Raw genomic sequence first — 19241 nt, 5'->3', positions numbered from 1 at the left:
TTTAGGTTTATATGGCTCAATACGTTTATTCGATGAACCGCGTGGGCAAGATTGTGCCGCCCAAGCGGCAGATTCTGCGCAATATCTCCTTGTCTTTTTTTCCAGGTGCCAAGATTGGTGTGCTGGGCCTGAACGGCTCGGGTAAATCCACCTTGCTCAAGATCATGGCCGGGGTAGATACCGAGATCGAGGGCGAAGCCGTCCCCATGGCGGGGATCAAGATCGGTTACCTGCCACAAGAACCTCAGCTGAACCCCGAACACAGCGTGCGCGAAGCCGTGCAGGCCGGTTTGGGTCAGGTGTTCGAGGCGCGTCAGCGTCTGGAACAGGTCTACGCCGAATACGCCGAGCCCGACGCAGATTTTGACGCTCTGGCCGCCGAACAGGCCGAACTGGAATCCATTATTGCCGCCGCCGCGACCAGTGGTGCGGACGACATCGAAACCCAAATGGAAATCGCGGCCGATGCGCTGCGTCTGCCACCTTGGGATGCCTCCATTGCAAACCTGTCCGGTGGTGAAAAGCGTCGCGTGGCCCTGTGCCAGTTGCTGCTGTCCAAGCCTGATATGTTGCTGCTGGATGAGCCCACCAACCACCTGGACGCGGAAAGTGTGGATTGGCTGGAAGTGTTCCTGCGCCAGTTCCCCGGTACCGTCGTAGCAGTCACTCACGACCGTTACTTCCTGGACAACGCCGCCGAGTGGATTCTGGAACTGGACCGTGGCCACGGTATTCCCTGGAAAGGCAACTACAGCTCCTGGCTGGAGCAGAAAGACGACCGTCTGAAGCAGGAAGAGGCGTCGGAAAGTGCTCGTCAGCGCACCATCAAGAAAGAGCTGGAGTGGGTGCGCCAGAACCCCAAGGGACGTCAGGCCAAAGCCAAGGCTCGTCTGGCCCGTTTCGAGGAACTGTCCTCGCACGAATACCAGAAGCGCAACGAGACCCAGGAAATCTTCATTCCTGTGGCCGAGCGTCTGGGTAATGAAGTTATTGAGTTTGAAAACGTCAGCAAGGGCTATGGCGATCGTCTGCTGATCGACAACTTGAGCTTCAAGGTGCCAGCTGGTGCCATCGTCGGGATTATTGGTCCTAACGGTGCCGGTAAGTCCACCTTGTTCCGCATGCTGGCCGGTAAAGAGCAGCCCGATTCCGGTACGGTCAAACTGGGCCAAACCGTCAAGCTGGCTTATGTGGACCAGTCGCGCGATGCCCTGGCTAATGAAAAGACCGTCTTTGACGCGATTGCCGATGGCGCAGACCTGCTGACCGTGGGCCGCTTTGAAATGCCATCGCGTGCGTACCTGGGCCGCTTCAACTTCAAGGGCGCGGATCAGAACAAGATCGTGGGCAATCTGTCTGGCGGGGAGCGTGGTCGTCTGCACCTGGCCAAGACCCTGATCGCCGGCGGCAACGTCTTGCTGCTGGACGAACCATCCAACGACCTGGACGTGGAAACCCTGCGTGCCCTGGAAGATGCCCTGCTGGAGTTTGCCGGCTCGGTCATGGTGATCAGTCACGATCGCTGGTTCCTGGACCGTATCGCCACCCACATTCTGGCTTTTGAGGGTGATTCGCAGGTCGTATTCTTTGATGGCAACTATCAGGAATACGAAGCAGACAAGAAGAAACGTCTGGGCGAAGATGCTGCCAAACCTCGTCGTATCCGCTACAAGTCCCTGAAATAAGGAAAGTGCCATGCCTGTGCTCAATGCTCACCAGTCTTTCGTCCTGATTGTGGATATGCAAACGGGGCTCCTGCCCGCCATTGCAGACCACCAAGCCTTGGTCGAACGGGCCGGGAAGCTGGCACAGGCGGCGCGTCTTTTAGGGGTGCCGGTGCTGGCAACCGAGCATTGGGCCGAGAAAATCGGCCCAACCGATGCTTCTTTGTTGCCACATATTGATAAAGTGCTGCATAAAACCCACTTCGATGCCACGCGCGAAGCCGATTTTTTGCCTGCCTTGCCGGTAGGGCGCACACGAGTCTTGTTACTGGGTACAGAGTCTCACGTGTGTGTGTTACAAACTGGCCTGGGTTTGATGGAGCGCGGTTATGAGCCTGTGCTGGTCGGGGACTGCGTAGGCTCGCGCCATCCCGAGTCCCGACAAGCCGCCTGGGATCGCTGGGCGATGCATGGATTGGAGCGCGTTAGCGCCGAAATGGCCATGTTTGAATGGCTGGAAACGCCGGCTAACCCTGTATTCAAGCAGGTTCTGGCCTTGATCAAATAAACTGAACAAAAGCTGAATTACATCTGTTGCGTTGCCTAACAATAGGGTCTGGACTAATTGGCTCCGTAGGGTGAAGATAGACTTTAATGCCGTGTTGAGCACGGATACTTCACGGAGGTTTACGGATGAAAATGACGACTATCACTAAAGTGGGTATGGCCACGGTTCTGGCCGTCGTGATGGCGGGCTGCTCTTCCTGGGATGGTATGAGCAAACGTCAAAAGGGTGCCGTAACCGGCGCGGGTCTGGGTGGTGTTGCCGGTGCAGTGATTACTGACGGCGGCATTCTGGGTACGGTCGGTGGCGCAGCAATTGGTGGCGTGATCGGCGATCAGATCGGCAAGAACCGCTAAATTCAAATTCTCTGATTGAGCTGAAACGCTCATCGGATTAAAAGCCTCAAAGCCTGGGAGATTCCTCCCGGCTTTGAGGCTTTTTTCTTGCTTAGGGCAGTAAGCTGGCTTGCGGTGATGTCTTACGGGTGGTGCCGCTCGTCCATCATGGAGCGATACCATTCGTGAAAGTGCTTCATGCCGTCTTCCAGCGGTGACTGGTAGGGGCCTACCTCGCAGACCCCACGCTCCATCAAGGCGCGGCGGCCGGCATCCATACGTTCGGCAATCTCATCATCTTCTATGGCCGTTTCCATATAGGCGGCGCGTTGTGCTTGCACAAAGTCACGCTCGAAGGCCACGATGTCTTCCGGGTAGTAGAACTCCACCACATTCATGGTTTCCTGCGGCCCCTTGGGGTACAGCGTAGAGAGCACCAGCACATGCGGATAGATCTCGATCATGTGGGTGGGGAAGTAGGTTACCCAGACGGCACCGAAATCCGGTGCTTCGCCCTGGCGGTAGGCCAGCAGATTGTCATGCCATTGGCGATAGGTAGCTGAGCCTGGACTGGCCAGGGCCTGATGCACGCCGACTCGTTGCAGGCTATACCAGTCGCTGAACTCCCACTCCAGGTCATCACAGGTCACGAACTGACCCAGACCGGGGTGGAAGGGGGCGACGTGATAGTCCTCCAGATAGACCTCGATAAAGGTCTTCCAGTTGTAGTTGCACTGGTGGATTTCGACGTGATCCAGTACATAGTCCTGAAAGTCGAATTCAGGGCGGCTGAACAAGGCGGCCATATCCTGGGCTGGATCGCGCGGGCCTTCAAACAGCAGGCCATGGCAATCGCGCAAGGGGTAGCGTTCCAGGTTCAGACAGGGCTTGTCCTTGAAACGGGGAGCCGCCAGCAAGTCGCCTTGCGCGTTATAAGTCCAGTTGTGCAGGGGGCAGACAATATTGCCGCCTGTGCTGCTCAGGGAGCCGTGGTTGGCCTGATTGGGCTGGCCGGGCATGCCACCAAGCATCAGGGCCTGACGATGCCTGCAGACGTTCGAGAGCAGTTCTACGCCGTGTTGGCTGCGTATCAGAGTACGGGCAGCGTTTTCCTGGATCAAGGTGCGCCAGTCGCCGGGTTCGGGAACAAGTTTTTCATTGCCAACGTACAAGGCCGACTGCTGAAAAATACGCTCTTGTTCGCGCTCGAACAGAGCGTGGTCGAAATAGGCGCTAACAGGAAGCTGGGGGTGAGCGGGCACAAGACGTGCCATCTGACCGAGCTCGGTCATGATTCCCTCCGCATGGGTCAATAAGCCAGGCCTCAGGGGGCATCGATGGCACTACTTGCCATCTCTGGCGCGAAGAAAAATCGGAACGGGCCGATTACCAAGGGAAAATTGTACCTGATCTATTAGCCGCCTAGCCGCATTGCGCTGCTCGTTGCAGGTGTTTTGCGGCTTGCTTTTGGTATAGGGAGCAGCCATGAAAATGGCCATCCGCAAGGGATGGCCATTTCAAGCAGCAAAGTTTTTTTGTCAGCGACGCTTTACTTGTTTTCCAGCGTGCTGGCATCAATTTGCGGCATTTCGATTTTGACTTCCAGCACTTCCAGCGAGTCCTGGCGATCAAGGTTCACCTTGATGTCATCGGGATTAATCTTCACGTAGCGCGAGATCACTTCGACCAGCTCTTTTTGCAAGCGGGGCAAGTAGTCCGGGGCAACACCCCCTTGGCCACGTTCGTTAATAAGGATCAGTTGCAGACGGTCCTTGGCAACTGTTGCCGACGTTTTCTTGTGACCGAGCAGGAAGGACAGGAAAGACATATTACTTTCCTCCGAACAGGCGCTTGAACAGACCTGGCTTTTCGTAATCCACAAAACGCAATGGTTTTTCGCCACCCAGGTAACGATCTACGATGTCCTGATAGGCCTGGGACACATCACTTTCCTTGATATGGATAACGGGTACTCCTTGGTTGGATGCTTGCAGCACGGTTTCCGACTCGGGGGTGACACCAATCAGCTTGATGCGCAAGATATCTTCAACGTCTTGCAAGGACAGCATCTCGCCGTCCGACACGCGTTTGGGGCTATAACGGGTCAACAACAAATATTCTTTGATGGGCTCTTTGCCCTGTTCACCACGTCGCGATTTGGCGGCCAGAATGCCCAGGATGCGGTCCGAGTCACGAACCGAGGACACTTCGGGGTTGGTCACAACCAGCGCATCATCTGCGAAGTAGGAGGCCATCAAGGCGCCGGTTTCGATACCTGCGGGCGAGTCGCACACAATGTATTCAAAACCCATGCCCTTGAGCTCTTCCAGTACTTTTTCCACACCTTCGCGGGTCAGCGCGTCTTTGTCACGCGTCTGGGAAGCGGGCAGGATGAACAGATTTTCCAGCTGCTTGTCACGGATCAGGGCCTGGTTCAATGTGGCTTCGCCCTGGATCACGTTGACGAAGTCATACACCACGCGTCGCTCGCAACCCATGATCAAGTCCAGGTTGCGCAAGCCAACGTCAAAGTCGATGACCACGGTCTTGTGACCGCGCATCGCAAGACCAGATGCAAAACTGGCACTGGTGGTGGTTTTGCCCACGCCACCCTTGCCGGAGGTCACTACAACTATACGCGCCATGACAATCGGATTCCTTTGTTTTTCAAGTCACATAATCGTAAAGCATAACGGGCCTAATTTTGACATCCGTTCTGCCACTTAGCCTACTGCTTAGAAACAAAACATATCAATTGCTTTGTTCCGTGTCAGCTTACACGGTTGCGCTTGCACTTGCTTGCTCTCATGCGGGCTCTCAGTGCAAGCCTCTATAAAAAGCGCCGGCAAAAGCCGGCGCCTTGTACTGCTAGGAGCTCAGAGGATCAAATCTGAGCGTATCTTCTTCCAGCGTGACGACAACGGGCTTGTTGCGTAGCTGTGCATCCAATCGCGTTTCAATAATGCGATACACACCGGCAATGGCAATCAGTTCCGGGTCCAGCTCGATGGTGAAGATGCGTGCTTTTGCATCGCCACGGGCACCAGCCATGGCCTTGCCGCGCAGTGGACCGTAGACGTGGATATTGCCATCGGCTACCACTTCTGCACCCTGGCTGACCGCCCCGATCACGATCAGATCCGTGTGGCGCGCGTAGATGCGCTGGCCGGAACGCAGCTGACGGTTGATGATGAGCGCAGCCGGAGCAATAGCGGGCGGTGGCGGGGCGACCGCCGCAGGTGCTTCTTGCTGGGCGGCTTGCGACAACACGGGCACTTCCTTGTCCGGTGCGGCCTGGGTTTGGGGGCGGGCTGGCGGATTGGACAACTCCACATGCGGCAAGCCGCTGTCGATGGCGTTATCGGCATGGTCAGGGTGGGCAATGATACCCACCGGGTGCAGCTTGTGCTCACGCAAAGCGGCAACCAGGGTGGCCCAATCCACCGGCGCATCAATAGCGCTGGCATCAATGACGACGGGTTCGTCCTCAAAGAAGGAGCCAGCGTCTTTCATGCGTTGAGACAGAGCGGCTAACTGCTCGGCCGTGTCAGCCGAACGCAGCACCACCCGTACGGCGTACAGCGTGGCGCTTTTGAAATCCAGGGCCTGCGGCCCTTTGGCATGAGTCTGATCGTTCACGTCAATAGCCTTAGACCCAAGTGTCTTTCAGAGTCGTAGTACGGTTAAGAACGGGTTTTTCTGGCGTGGAGTCCACACGGTCCGCCACAAAGTAGCCCAGGCGTTCAAACTGCCAGCGGGCATCGGGCGTAGCCTTGGTGCCGGGTTCCAGCCAACCTTGAATCACGCGCAGCGAGTTCGGGTTGATGTGCTCCAGGAAGTCCTGGTCGGCTGCATCGGGCTGAGGGTGGGCAAAGAGACGGTCGTACAGACGAATCTCGGCGGCAATCGCGTGCTCGGCGCTGATCCAGGTGATATTGCCCTTGACCTTGACCGAGTCCGCGCCGGGCGTGCCGCTCTTGGTGTCGGGCAGGTATTCCGCCAAAACCTGGGTGACATTGCCTTGCTCGTCCTTGACGCAGCCGGTGCAACGCACGACATAGCCGTACTTCAGACGCACGGTATTGCCGGGGAACAGGCGGAAGTACTTTTTGGGTGGCTCTTCCTTGAAGTCCTCGCGTTCAATGTACAGGCGACCGGAGAAGGGGAACTCGCGTTGGCCGGCCTCCGGATTGTGTGGGTTGCGCGGTGCGTGACACAGCTCGCTTTGGCCTTCCGGGTAATTGGTAATGATCAGTTCGATCGGGTCCAGAATGGCAACGCTGCGGTCGGCCACCGGGTCCAGATCATCGCGCAGGGCTTGTTCCAGCAGGCTGTAGTCCACATGTTGGGCTGCCTTGGACACACCCAGGCGGTCGGTGAACAGGCGGATGGCACCGGCGCTGTAACCACGGCGGCGCAAACCGGCCAGGGTAGGCATGCGCGGATCGTCCCAGCCCGATACGTGGTTTTCCTGAACCAGCTGGCGCAACTTGCGCTTGCTGGTGACCACGTAGGACAGGTTCAGACGCGAGAACTCGTACTGCTTGGGCAGCGGGTCGGACAACTGACCCAGTTCGACCAGGCGTTCCAGAATCCAGTTATAGAAGGGACGCTGGTCTTCAAATTCCAGGGTACACAGACTGTGGGTGATGCGCTCGAGCGCGTCTTCCACAGGGTGCGCCCAGCTGTACATGGGGTAGATACACCATTTGTCGCCAGTGCGATGGTGTTCGGCATGGCGGATACGGTACATGACCGGGTCGCGCATATTGATATTGGGCGAGCCCATATCGATCTTGGCGCGCAGGGCCATGCTGCCATCGGGGTGCTTGCCGTCGCGCATTTCGCGCAGCAGCTTGATGGACTCCTGGGCAGGGCGGTCGCGCCAGGGCGAGTTCACGCCTTTTTCAGTCAGGGTGCCACGGTTGGCACGCATTTCTTCGGCGCTTTGCTCGTCAACGTAGGCATGGCCCGCGTTCACCAGGGCTTCGGCGAACTGGTACATATAGTCGAAGTAGTCGCTGGCAAAGTACAGGTTCTCTTCTTTATTGAAGGTCCAGTCAAAGCCCAGCCATTTCACCATGTCGATAATGGCGTCCACGTACTCCTGTTCTTCTTTTTCAGGATTGGTGTCGTCAAAGCGCAGGTGGCAGGCACCTTGGTAGTCGCTGGCCAGTCCGAAGTTCAAACAGATACTTTTAGCGTGCCCAATGTGCAGATAGCCGTTGGGCTCGGGGGGAAAGCGCGTACGGATACGCGCGGCATCAACAGCCGCCCCTTCCTGGGTACTGGCCGGGCCTGGCTGACCGGCCCAGGATTTTTGTGCGTAACGGCCAGCGCTCAGATCCTGGTCGATGATCGTGCGCAGAAAATTAGATACGGGAGCGGGAGTGGTGTCAGAGGTCATACACGTTTGAAATAAAGAAGCCGACAGACTAATCGGCCATTTTGCCACGTTCTTGTTTTAGAGGGGTATTTACCCCATGAACGGGTTCTAAAAAATCAGGGAAGAACTTGGGGTAGTATGGTGGCGTTTGCAGGCCAATTCACCCTACACTAGCGCTCATTATGACGCACTCCGCCCTTTCTCTGTCTCATGCCCAGTTTTTCCTTAGCCTGGGCTTCATGCTGCTGTTTCTGGCCCTGGAGCTGGGACTGGCCTGGGTGTTGCTGTATTTCAAGATCAGAACCTTTGGCAACAAGGCCGCGGCCTGGATGGGGGCGTACCGTTTTTGGGTGCGTCTGTTTGCACTGGCGTTTATTTTAAGCTTTGCGGCGTCCATGCCCGTGCTGCTTCAGTTTGGCAGTGTCTGGCCGGGCCTGATGGAGCAGGTGGGTGATGTCATCGGTCCCATGCTGGCCGCCTCCATGCTGTCCTTGTTCATTTTCAAATCCTGCTTTTTGGGTGTGATGCTGTTTGCCCAGCGCATGCTGTCCAATCTGGTTCATACCGTGGTGGTGCTGATGGTGGCCCTGGGCGTTACCGTCACGGCGTTCTGGCTGGTGGCGATTGTGGCCTGGATGCAGGTGCCAACGGGTGTCGATGTGATTGAAGGCCATTATGTGGTGATGGAATGGCTGGATGTGCTCAGCACGCCCGCCTTGCCCTGGTATGCCGGTCTTTTGTTTGCAGGCAGTTTGCTGACGGTGGCCTTTTTCATGTTGGGTGTAACCTGCGCCCAGACCATGCAAAAGCCAGTTACCGACCAGGAGCGTCTGGCCTTTCGCAGTGCCCTGTTTCTGGGCGGGGTGGCTTGGCTGGCCCTGATCCTCGCTGTGATAGGCAATGGTTTCATGACTGCGGAGCATCAGCCTGCCAAGGCAGCGGCTGCGGCGGCGTACTGGGAAAGCGGCTCGCAGCCTGATTTGATTCTGGTGGCGGCGCCCTCCGCCATGCAGGACAGTGTTCTGGGTGTGCTGCGCTGGTCTCATGCAGGTGGACGCTGGTTGGGTCGTAATGACAGTGGCATTTTGATGGGTCTGGATCAGTTTTCCGACGCCATGCCGCCCGTCACCCTGACCTTCTGGTCCTTCCGTGTAGCCGTGCTGGCAGGAGCCTTGATGCTGTTCCTGCTGTTGTGGGTCTTGTTGCGCACTCGCCGTTATGGCCTGGACCCGCACTCTCTTTCTTATAGAGAACGTCAGCTCATGGTGGTCGCCTCGGTGTTGGGCTGGATCATGTTGCTGGGTGGCGCAGCCTACGTCTTGTTGGGCTTTTTGCCTTATCTGGTCGGTAACGATATTCAGGCCGTGCAAGTGCAAAGCACCGAGAGCGTCTTTACCGTCGGGCTGGGTTTGCTGAGTTACGGCCTGGTCTACATCTTGTGCATGATTGGTTTTTTCCAGAAGTTGCGACATGCCGTTCGTTTTGGTGTGGTACCGATCGCGCGTCATCGGGGGCGGGCATGATTGACTCTTTTGCAAATGCGTTGGGCCTGGGCGCCCATGATCCGGCGTTCTGGATGCCGCTGGCGTTTCTGGCCCTGTTCTTTTTGATTATTGTGGCCGGGACGGTTCTGGACGGCTTCGATATTGGCGTGGGCTGTCTGTCCTTGCTGGCACCGGACTCCTTGCGTCCCCGCATGCTGTCATTGCTGAGCCCCTGGCGCGATGCCAACGAGTTCTGGCTGTTTCTTGGCCTGGGTTTGTTTGTCTGCGCTTTCCCCAAAGCCTGGGGGGCGGTGATGGGCGGTCTGTACGGACCGTTATGTGCGCTGGGCGTGGGCGTTTTTGCCCGTTCCGTCTCCTTCGAGTTCCGACTGCGCGCGCCGGTAGAGCGTCAGTCCCGCTGGCAAATGGGTTTTGCCCTGGGGTCCTGGTTGACGGCGTTCTCCCATGGTGTGTTGCTGGCGCAGGTCGTAGTGGGCTTTCAGAGCGATGCCGGTTATATCTGGTTCTCTGTCTTCATGGGCTTTTGCGCTATTGCCGCTTACTGCTTGCTAGGTGCTAGCTGGCTCATCATGCGTGAAGCAGGCGAGCTGCGTGCCCGAGCGGTCAATTGGGGCCGTCGTTCGGTACGCTGGTTTGCGGCCGGTGCCGTGGGTGTGTCCGTCGTGTTGGCCTTTGTGAATGCCGGCGTGCTGCTTAAATGGAGCGACGGGCCGTATTGGGGCTTGGTATTGTTCCTCTGGGCCTTGATTCTCAGCTGCTTTGTGTCGATTGAAATGAGCCTGCAGCGCATGATCAACAGCAGCTATCGCACCACGACCTTGCCCTTTTTGCTGACCCTGTTCGTGATGGTGTCCGTCATGGCCGGGCTGGCGTTCAGCTTCTTCCCCTATCTGATCCTGGACGAGATGACGATCTGGGACGCCGCTGCCGGGGTGCCAGCCCTGAGCCTGATCCTGTCGGCGATTGTGATTACCTTGCCCATCGTGCTGATTTTCAACGTGTGGGTGTACTGGCGCATGTTTGGATTGTCTCGCCCACCTTTGCCGCCCAGCTTTAAAGGCTGACCTTTTTTATGATTGCCCATTCCGTGCTGTCGATGCGCAAGCGTCTGCAGGGTTTCAAGTGGTTGTCTGATATGCCCGCCATGCTGGCCTGGGCGGTCTTGGCTGGTATTTTGGGTGCCTTGGCGACTTTGGCCTTTCATCAGGGCATGCGCTTTGTGCAGCAAGTTGTCACGGGTCAGCACGGCGGGATCGTCGCAGTCACGGAAAGTCTACCCTGGTACATGCGCCTCCTGTTTCCCACCTTGGGCGGTTTGTGTGCCGGTATCCTGCTATGGCTGGCAGGGCGTCTGCCGTCGGGAAGCAATTCTGACTATATGGAAGCTGTGGCCATTGGCGATGGCCGCTTGTCCATTCGCCAGGGGCTGCTGCGATCCTTGTCGTCCTTGATGACGGTGGCCTCGGGCGGCTCGATCGGTCGGGAGGGGGCGATGGTGCATCTGGCCTCCTTGTCCGCTTCCGCGATTGGCCGTTTCACCTTGTTTGGTGAAGCCCGTCTGCGCCTGCTGGTGGCCTGTGGTGCCGCAGCCGGTGTAGCTGCCGCTTATGGCGCTCCGATCGCCGGTGCCGTGTTTGTGGCCGAGATTGTGCTGGGTACCATGACCATGAGCAGCTTTGGCCCCCTGTTGATGGCGGCTGTCAGTGCTCACCTGACCATGCGTATGCTGGGCGGTTATCACGCCCCTTACGAAATGACGAATGTTCAGGCCGTTGCGGGTTGGGACATCTTGCCCTTTCTGGTCCTGGGTGTGCTGATTGGTCTGGCTGCACCCGCTTTCCTGAAATTGTTGAATCTGTTCCGCACCCTGTTCAAGCGTACTGGCCTGGGTTTGCCTTTGCGCTTGGCTTTGGGTGGTTTGTTGCTGGGACTTTTGCTGATTGTCATGCCGCGCGTGGCCGGTAATGGCTTTAGCGTAGTGTCCTCCATGCTGCACAGCGACTGGGCCTGGTACAGCGTGCTGCTTATCCTGGCGTTCAAGGTTCTGGCCACAGGGCTGACAGTTGGTTCGGGCGCTGTCGGCGGTGTGTTTACCCCCGCCATCTTTGTGGGCGCGGCCTTTGGCACCTTGTTTGGTCAACTGACTTTGCTGATCTTGCCGGGTCTGGATTTACCGTTGTACTTGTTCACCCTGGTGGGCATGGGCGCGTTTCTGGGGGCCGCCACCAACGCTCCCTTCATGGCCATACTGATGCTGTTTGAAATGACATTGAGCTATCAGTTGGTGCTGCCCTTGATTGTGGCCTGTGTCATGGCTTATTTTGTGTCCCGTGGTGTGGCCGAGGTCGCCATGTATGAAGTCACCCTGGTGCGCGAGCGGGATGCCTTGCTGCGCCACAAGTTGCGTCACACCACCTTGGCCGAGCTGGTACGTCCGGCTGATACCGTCGTCAGCACCACCACCCAGATGCGCGATGCCTTGCAGATGTTTCTGGACTACCCCGTGCGTTATTTGTATGTGGTGAACGAAGAACAGGTTTATCAAGGTGTGATTGCTCAGCCTGACCTGACTCGAATGTTGTTGGACGACAACGCTGCCCAGGAGCGTGTGGTGGGCGATATTCTGCGCATGGATTTCGTCAAGACGCTCTACCCGAACATGAGTCTGGACGAGGCTCAGGAACACTTTGTGAGCTTTGCTGGAGAGCGTCTGCCCGTATTGAATGGTGACGGCTCGGGTCGTCTGATTGGTGTAGTCTATAAGTCTGCTGTGCTGGAAAAATACTCCGCCATCAAACGCTCCCTGGATGCGAGCGGCGAAGTGATGCTGGATGCCCGGCGCTAAACTCTTTTTGTGACATAAATCATGCGTACAAAAGCTTGCCAGCGAGGCTTGGCAGGCGGGCTGTTGGTCGGTCTTGCCATGCTGTTCGCTGTTCCATTGGCCACCGCTCAAAATCGTGTTGGGCTGGAGAGTTTGTCTGCTACCCGCGTGTATGGCGTGGATGAGGCACAGGCCATTCCGGCCCAGGAACTCCCGCCCGTGGAGCCATTTTTTGATGCTACGCAGTGGCATCGCCAAGGAGATCAGGACTTGCTCAGTCCAGCGGCCTCCATGGATTACACATTTTCCGATTTCAGTCTGAGCGGTGCCAGCACCGCCAGTCTGGCGCGCTCCATCCAATATAGTCAGCAGTCCTCTCCAATTTGGAGTGCCCGCTGGTTGAGCAGTGCGCCCGACCAGGTCTGGCAGTTTGGCGAGCGCAACTGGCGTTATGTGAATGAAGACGGGCTGCAGCTGACCTTGGGCAATGACACGGTTACCGCACCGGACTGGGCGCGGCCCGTGGAACTGGGCGGTATCAATATCACTCAGCAGTTCGAGCAGGGCCCGGCCGGGCCATGGCGTTATGCCCTGGCTGTTGGCGCGCTGGATATGACGGGCAAGCAGGATAACGGGGATCTGGTGTATGGCTCTTCGGCCGGCAGCTTGATGCTCAGCACCGATGTCACCAGTCGTACCAGTATTGATACTCAGATGGAAAGCGCTCGTGATTTTGGGCTGACCGGTCTGGGTGCAACCTATCGATCGCCGGACTTTGGCGTGTGGCAGGCCAGCGTGGCTAAAGCTTCCCATGCGGTGGGGCAAGGTTGGCGTTATCAGGCAGCCTATGGCCTGGATGTGCTGGATGATTTGCATCTGCAGTGGCAGGGTGAACGCTACCAGGACAATTTTCTGGATTTGAGTCGTTACCAGGGCATGAAGGTGGATGCGGCTAGCAGTCGGCAGATTGTCGGCCTGTCCGTGCCCCTGCGCCGCTGGGGTGAAGTGAAGACTCAGTACGAGGTGCAGCAGGTAGTTGCCGGGGGGGAGAACCGCTACCTTGGGGTCACGCAGCAGTTCTGGTACAGTCCCCACCTTAGGGTGGGTTTGCAAGCTCGCCGTCATCTGGAAAGTCGTCAGTCGAACATCGCGCTGCGTTTTTCTATTCCGATTTTTTAAGCAGGCGGCATGGCCCAGTCAGCACTTGAGGTTCTTCAGGAAGTTTTTGGTTATGACAGTTTTCGTGGTTCTCAGCACGAGATTATCGAGACCCTGATCCAAGGCGGCGACGCCCTGGTCTTGATGCCCACCGGCGGCGGCAAGTCGCTCTGTTACCAGATTCCTGCTTTGGTGAGACCCGGCACCGGTGTGGTGGTGTCTCCCCTGATTGCCTTGATGCAGGATCAGGTGGACGCCCTCAACGAGTTGGGCGTTAACGCGGCGTATCTGAATTCCACCCAGGATTGGCAAACTGCCCGCGAGGTCGAGCGCGAGTTTCTGACGGGGCAGTTGGATCTGCTCTATGTGGCTCCCGAACGTTTGCTGACAGACCGCTGTCTGGATTTGCTGGCACGCGGCCAGATTTCCCTGTTTGCCATTGACGAAGCCCACTGCGTATCGCAATGGGGTCACGATTTTCGCCCTGAGTATCTGGGTCTGGACTTGCTGGCCCAGCGTTGGCCAGGTGTGCCACGGGTTGCCTTGACGGCTACCGCCACTCAGTTGACGCGGGTAGAAATTGCCCAACGCTTGAAGCTGGAAGAGGCCCGGCATTTTGTTGCCAGTTTTGATCGTCCCAATATTTGCTACCGCATCATCGAAAAGAACGAGGTGCGCAAGCAGCTCTTGAGCTTCATTCAGGAGGAGCACTCCGGGGATGCGGGGATTGTGTATTGTCTGTCGCGTTCACGCGTGGAAGACACGGCCGAGTTCCTGTGCAAGAACGGTATTCATGCCTTGCCCTACCATGCAGGGTTGGATGCGCAGCAACGCGCCATTAACCAGGCTCGTTTTCTTCGAGAAGAAGGAGTGGTCATGGTGGCGACCATTGCCTTTGGCATGGGCGTCAACAAACCGGATGTGCGCTTTGTGGCCCACATTGACTTGCCCAAATCGGTAGAAGGGTATTACCAGGAAACCGGACGGGCAGGGCGCGATGGCGAAGTGGCCACGGCCTGGCTGGCTTATGGCTTGCAGGACGTGGTGCAATTGCATCGCATGATTAACCAGTCGCAAGGCGATGCGGCACACCGACGCCAGCAGGGTCACGCGCTGGATGCCATGTTGGGCCTGTGCGAAACCATTTCCTGCCGCCGTCAGCGCTTGTTGGCATATTTCGATCAGCAGATCGAACCTTGCGGTAACTGCGACACCTGCCTGGAAGCGCCAGAAGCCTGGGATGGCACAGTGGCAGCGCAGAAAATGCTCTCCACCATCTATAGACTGTGGCGTGAGCGTGGTCAGCGCTTCGGGGCCGGGCACCTGATCGACATTTTGCTGGGCAAGCTGACGGATCGTGTCAAAGAGCATGAGCACGACAAGCTGACCGTCTTTGGTGTGGGCAAGGATTTGACCGATCAAGCCTGGCGCGGAGTGCTGCGCCAGTTGCTGGCGCATAGCTTGGTCACGGTGGACCCGGAAGGCTACGGCACCTTGTTGCTGACCGAGGCCAGCCGTGAAGTGCTCAAAGGGGAGCGGACCTTGATGTTGCGGCGCGAAACCGTAACACGTGGACCGGCTGCACACCGAGTAAAAGGTCAGGCGCCTGCCGGACCTGCTCTGGAACCCGACCAACAGAGGCGGTTCGAGGCTTTGCGCGCCTGGCGTGCGGCTACCGCACGCGAACATGGTGTGCCGGCCTATGTCATTTTCCATGATGCCACTTTGCGCGAAGTGGCTATTCGTTGCCCTAGTTCAGAGGCTGATCTGGAGCCAATTACAGGCATAGGCGTACGCAAAAGAGAGGCCTATGGCGAGGCTTTGCTGCGCTGCGTGCAAGAGTTCCAGACGCAATAGGAAATTGTTAGCAGAGCAAAGTTTGGTTGCATTTTTATGTGCCGAATCTGCTCTGCAGTTCAAAAACCGCTATTCGCTCAATCCGCTATATGTAGTAGAATGACGTCAATATCACACTATATATGGTGTGCATCAACTGACGCTGGCGGCTGCAAAAGCCGCGTCTTCCGTCAATCTTCACCGATTTCCGAGACTGAAATGCAATCAACCGAACAGTTAATGGTCACTAAAAGAGATGGCCGTACAGAACCTATTAACCTCGACAAGATTCACCGAGTGGTTGATTGGGCCGCTGAAGGTCTGAGTAATGTGTCCGTCTCTCAAGTAGAGCTGCGCTCTCACATTCAGTTCTATAACGGCATTCGCACTAGCGACATCCACGAAACGATCATCAAGTCGGCTGCGGATCTGATCTCCGAAGATACGCCTGACTACCAATATCTGGCTGCCCGCCTGGCGATTTTCCATCTGCGCAAAATCGCTTTTGGTCAGTTTGAACCTCCAAGCCTGTTCGATCACGTGACCTTGCAAACCAAGGAAGGTCGCTACGATCCGCATCTGCTGCAAGACTACACGCGCGCCGAGTTCGATGAGCTGGATGCTCATCTGGATCACTGGCGTGACATGAACTTCTCTTACGGTGCCGTCAAGCAGCTGGAAGGCAAGTACCTGATTCAAAACCGCGTGACCAAGCGCATCTACGAAAGCCCCCAGTTCCTGTACATGCTGGTGGCCATGTGCCTGTTCGCCCGTTACCCTGCCGACACTCGTCTGGGCTTTATCAAGCGTTTCTACGACGCGGTATCGCAATTCAAGATTTCCTTGCCCACGCCCATCATGGCTGGCGTGCGCACACCCACTCGTCAGTTCAGCTCTTGCGTGCTGATCGAATGTGACGACAGCCTGGACAGCATCAATGCTACGACCAGCGCCATTGTTCGTTACGTATCGCAGCGCGCCGGTATCGGTATCAACGGTGGTCGCATTCGCGCCGTCGGCAGCGAAATTCGCGGTGGTGAGGCTCAGCACACCGGCTGCCTGCCTTTCTTCAAGATGTTCCAGGCCGCTGTGAAGTCCTGCTCGCAAGGCGGCGTGCGTGGTGGTGCGGCAACCTTGTTCTACCCCATGTGGCACCTGGAAGTGGAAACACTGCTGGTTCTGAAGAACAACCGTGGTGTAGAAGAAAACCGTATCCGTCACCTGGACTACGGTGTTCAGATCAACCGCTTGCTGTACCAACGCTTGATCAAGGGCAGCCATATCACGCTGTTCTCGCCTCATGACGTGCCCGGTCTGTACGAAGCCTTCTTTGCCGACCAGGACGAGTTCGAGCGTCTGTACGAGATGTACGAACAAGATCCCGCCATCCGCAAGCGCAGCCTGCCTGCTGTGGAGCTGTTCTCCCTGCTGATGCAAGAGCGTGCCAGCACCGGCCGTATCTACATTCAGAACGTGGACCACTGCAACACGCACAGCCCATTCCAGGCTGACCGCGCTCCCGTGCGCCAGTCCAACCTGTGCATGGAAATTGCCCTGCCCACCAAGCCTTTGAACGATCTGAACGATCCCGAAGGTGAAATCGCGCTGTGCACCCTGTCGGCTTTCAATCTGGGTGCTCTGGAGTCCCTGGACGAGCTGGACGGTCTGGCTGAACTGATTGTTCGCGCTCTAGATGCTTTGCTGGACTATCAGGACTACCCGGTCAAGGCTGCACTGAACGCAACCAACAAGCGTCGCTCCCTGGGCGTTGGCGTCATCAACTACGCTTACTACCTGGCCAAGAACGGCACCCGTTACTCCGACCCGGCAGCGTTGGGCCTGACCCACCGTACCTTTGAAGCCATCCAGTACTACCTGTTGAAGGCTTCGGTACAGTTGTCGCGTGAATACGGTCCTTGCGACGCCTTTGACGAAACAACCTATGCCAAGGGACTGCTGCCTACCGACACCTACAAGAAAGATGTAGACGGTATTTGCAACGAGCCGCTGCACCTGGACTGGGAAGCCCTGCGTGCTGACATCGTCAAGCACGGTCTGCGCAACTCCACCCTGACCGCCTTGATGCCTTCGGAAACCTCCAGCCAGATTGCCAATGCCACCAATGGTATTGAGCCTCCGCGTGGCCTGGTGTCCGTCAAGCAGTCCAAGGACGGCATCTTGCGTCAGGTGGTGCCTGAATTTGAAAAATATAAGGATCAGTACGAGTTGCTGTGGCAAATGCCCGGTAACGACGACTACCTGAAGTTGGTTGGCGTGATGCAGAAGTTCGTTGACCAGTCGATCTCTGCGAACACCAACTATGACCCACAGCGGTTCGAGGGTGGTCGCGTACCGATGAAGCAACTGCTCAAGGACTTGCTGCTGGCCTACAAATACGGTGTGAAGACCTTGTACTACCACAACACCCGCGACGGTGCCGATGATTCGCATGGCGAAGTAGAGGACGACGGTTGCGCAGGCGGCGCGTGCAAGATCTAAGCAAGGGTAAATAGCATCATGACTACCTATAGTACTTTTTCTAAAACGGATAACGACCAGCTCAAAGAACCCATGTTCTTTGGGCAGCCGGTGAACGTGGCTCGCTACGACCAGCAAAAATATCCGATTTTTGAAAAGCTGATTGAAAAGCAGTTGTCCTTCTTCTGGCGTCCGGAAGAAGTGGACATCACCCAGGATCGGATCGACTACCAGAACCTGCCTGACCACGAAAAGCATATTTTCATCAGCAACCTGAAATATCAGACCTTGCTGGATTCCATTCAGGGCCGCAGCCCCAACGTGGCCTTCCTGCCTCTGGTATCGATTCCGGAGCTGGAAACCTGGATTGAAACCTGGGCTTTCTCCGAGACAATTCACTCGCGCTCGTACACGCACATCATTCGCAATATTGCCAATGATCCGTCCGTTATTTTTGACGACATCGTGCGTAACGAAAACATTCAGCTGCGTGCGGCCGATATTTCTTCGTACTACGACGATCTGATCAGCGACACCATGCTGTATGCCCAACTGGGCGCGGGCGAGCATGAGATCAACGGTGAAACCCGCACGCTAAGCGTCTACGAGCTGAAGAAGAAGCTGTACCTGTGCATGATGAGCGTCAATATTCTTGAGGCCATCCGCTTTTACGTCAGCTTTGCCTGCTCCTTCGCTTTTGCCGAGCGCAAGTTGATGGAAGGTAATGCCAAGATCATTCGCTTGATTGCGCGTGATGAAGCGTTGCACCTGACTGGTACGCAACACATCATCAATATCCTGCGTTCCGGTAGCGATGATCCCGAGTTCGCTCAGATTGCCCGCGAACTGGAGCCGGTCTGCTTTGATATGTTCAAAGACGCGGCCGAGCAGGAGAAACAGTGGGCGGATTACCTGTTCCGCGACGGTTCCATGATTGGTCTGAACAAGGACATTCTGGGACAGTACGTGGAATACATCACCAATATCCGTATGGGTGCTGTGGGCCTGAAGCCTGCGTTTGAGTCCGTCAAACACAACCCCATTCCCTGGATCAACACCTGGCTGTCCTCGGACACCGTGCAGGTGGCACCTCAAGAGGTGGAACTGAGCTCTTACCTGGTCGGTCAGATCGACTCGGCCGTGTCGGCTGGCGACTTCGACGGTATCGAGTTATGAGTCAAGTCCGGACAACTGATCATGACTTTCAGTTGCGGGACGGCGAAACTTTGTTGGAAGGTTTGGAACGAACCGGCCATCAGGTTGAGTATCAATGCAGGAGCGGCTATTGCGGCTCCTGCCGTATTCCTCTTGTGTATGGAAAGGTTGCTTATAAAGAGCAGCCTTTAGCGTATGTCGGCCCAGGCGAGGTTCTGCCGTGTTGTTGCACGGTACTCGAACCGATCATGGTCGACTGTCAGCGCATTGCCCGGATTGAGGAGGAACCGGAGGATCAGTTCGGCTTTACCGGGCTGAATCCCTGATTCCTCTGT

General features: G+C 56.7%; 16 protein-coding genes. 11 read left to right on the top strand and 5 right to left on the bottom strand.

Annotated features, from left to right (window positions below; genetic code table 11):
• Positions 1-11 precede the first annotated feature (11 nt).
• The 3 genes from ettA to OSH04_RS06165 all read left to right on the top strand — a co-directional run bounded on the left by ettA (position 12) and on the right by OSH04_RS06165 (position 2585).
• Positions 12-1685: an energy-dependent translational throttle protein EttA gene (gene ettA / locus OSH04_RS06175; protein WP_009455087.1), complete on the top strand. Its 1674-nt coding sequence runs from the start codon at positions 12-14 to the stop codon at positions 1683-1685.
• A 10-nt stretch (positions 1686-1695) separates the two neighbouring features.
• Positions 1696-2232: an isochorismatase family protein gene (locus OSH04_RS06170; protein ID WP_009455085.1), complete on the top strand. Its 537-nt coding sequence runs from the start codon at positions 1696-1698 to the stop codon at positions 2230-2232.
• Positions 2233-2357: 125 nt separating this feature from the next.
• Positions 2358-2585 (top strand): glycine zipper 2TM domain-containing protein, encoded by a 228-nt coding sequence (locus OSH04_RS06165; RefSeq protein ID WP_035271107.1) that lies wholly within the window; start codon positions 2358-2360, stop codon positions 2583-2585.
• Positions 2586-2707: 122 nt separating this feature from the next.
• Here the strand turns inward: OSH04_RS06165 and OSH04_RS06160 are convergent, their stop codons facing one another.
• The 5 genes from OSH04_RS06160 to OSH04_RS06140 all read right to left on the bottom strand — a co-directional run bounded on the left by OSH04_RS06160 (position 2708) and on the right by OSH04_RS06140 (position 7971).
• Positions 2708-3856, bottom strand: a complete 1149-nt coding sequence (locus OSH04_RS06160; RefSeq protein ID WP_266108118.1) for an aromatic ring-hydroxylating oxygenase subunit alpha — start codon at positions 3854-3856, stop codon at positions 2708-2710.
• Positions 3857-4113: 257 nt separating this feature from the next.
• Positions 4114-4392, bottom strand: a complete 279-nt coding sequence (minE, locus tag OSH04_RS06155; RefSeq protein WP_009455079.1) for a cell division topological specificity factor MinE — start codon at positions 4390-4392, stop codon at positions 4114-4116.
• A 1-nt stretch (position 4393) separates the two neighbouring features.
• Positions 4394-5209, bottom strand: coding sequence for a septum site-determining protein MinD (gene minD / locus OSH04_RS06150; protein ID WP_009455077.1), 816 nt, complete (start codon positions 5207-5209; stop codon positions 4394-4396).
• Positions 5210-5432: 223 nt separating this feature from the next.
• Positions 5433-6203, bottom strand: a complete 771-nt coding sequence (gene minC / locus OSH04_RS06145) for a septum site-determining protein MinC (protein ID WP_266108117.1) — start codon at positions 6201-6203, stop codon at positions 5433-5435.
• Positions 6204-6213: 10 nt separating this feature from the next.
• Positions 6214-7971: a glutamine--tRNA ligase/YqeY domain fusion protein gene (locus tag OSH04_RS06140; RefSeq protein ID WP_035271102.1), complete on the bottom strand. Its 1758-nt coding sequence runs from the start codon at positions 7969-7971 to the stop codon at positions 6214-6216.
• A gap of 161 nt (positions 7972-8132) precedes the next feature.
• Here OSH04_RS06140 and OSH04_RS06135 point away from each other — a divergent pair, with 161 nt between their 5' ends.
• From OSH04_RS06135 to yfaE, 8 genes are all read left to right on the top strand, one after another.
• Positions 8133-9473: a cytochrome ubiquinol oxidase subunit I gene (locus OSH04_RS06135; protein WP_081055354.1), complete on the top strand. Its 1341-nt coding sequence runs from the start codon at positions 8133-8135 to the stop codon at positions 9471-9473.
• Complete coding sequence (locus OSH04_RS06130) at positions 9470-10519, top strand: cytochrome d ubiquinol oxidase subunit II (protein ID WP_009455069.1); 1050 nt, start codon at positions 9470-9472, stop codon at positions 10517-10519. Before OSH04_RS06135 ends, OSH04_RS06130 begins: the two co-directional genes overlap by 4 nt.
• An 8-nt stretch (positions 10520-10527) precedes the next feature.
• Positions 10528-12300 carry a ClcB-like voltage-gated chloride channel protein gene (locus OSH04_RS06125; protein WP_266108116.1) on the top strand — a complete coding sequence of 591 codons (1773 nt, stop codon included), beginning with the start codon at positions 10528-10530 and terminating at the stop codon, positions 12298-12300.
• Positions 12301-12321: 21 nt separating this feature from the next.
• Positions 12322-13458: a fimbria/pilus outer membrane usher protein gene (locus tag OSH04_RS06120; protein ID WP_266108115.1), complete on the top strand. Its 1137-nt coding sequence runs from the start codon at positions 12322-12324 to the stop codon at positions 13456-13458.
• Positions 13459-13467: 9 nt separating this feature from the next.
• A complete protein-coding gene (gene recQ, locus OSH04_RS06115; RefSeq protein ID WP_035271096.1) occupies positions 13468-15294 on the top strand; it encodes a DNA helicase RecQ in 1827 nt (608 codons plus the stop codon).
• 198 nt (positions 15295-15492) lie between these two features.
• Positions 15493-17772 (top strand): class 1a ribonucleoside-diphosphate reductase subunit alpha, encoded by a 2280-nt coding sequence (nrdA, locus tag OSH04_RS06110; protein ID WP_035271093.1) that lies wholly within the window; start codon positions 15493-15495, stop codon positions 17770-17772.
• Positions 17773-17790: 18 nt separating this feature from the next.
• The gene (gene nrdB / locus OSH04_RS06105) at positions 17791-18927 is read left to right on the top strand and encodes a class Ia ribonucleoside-diphosphate reductase subunit beta (protein ID WP_026485169.1); all 1137 of its coding nucleotides are present in this window, start codon (positions 17791-17793) and stop codon (positions 18925-18927) included.
• Positions 18924-19232 (top strand): class I ribonucleotide reductase maintenance protein YfaE, encoded by a 309-nt coding sequence (yfaE, locus tag OSH04_RS06100; RefSeq protein ID WP_009455057.1) that lies wholly within the window; start codon positions 18924-18926, stop codon positions 19230-19232. The genes nrdB and yfaE overlap by 4 nt, the downstream gene beginning before the upstream one ends.
• The last annotated feature ends 9 nt before the right edge of the window (positions 19233-19241 follow it).

This window comes from Alcaligenes nematophilus (genome assembly GCF_026344155.1).
GTDB lineage: Bacteria > Pseudomonadota > Gammaproteobacteria > Burkholderiales > Burkholderiaceae_B > Alcaligenes > Alcaligenes phenolicus.
This window is presented reverse-complemented; position numbering and strand designations above follow the sequence as displayed.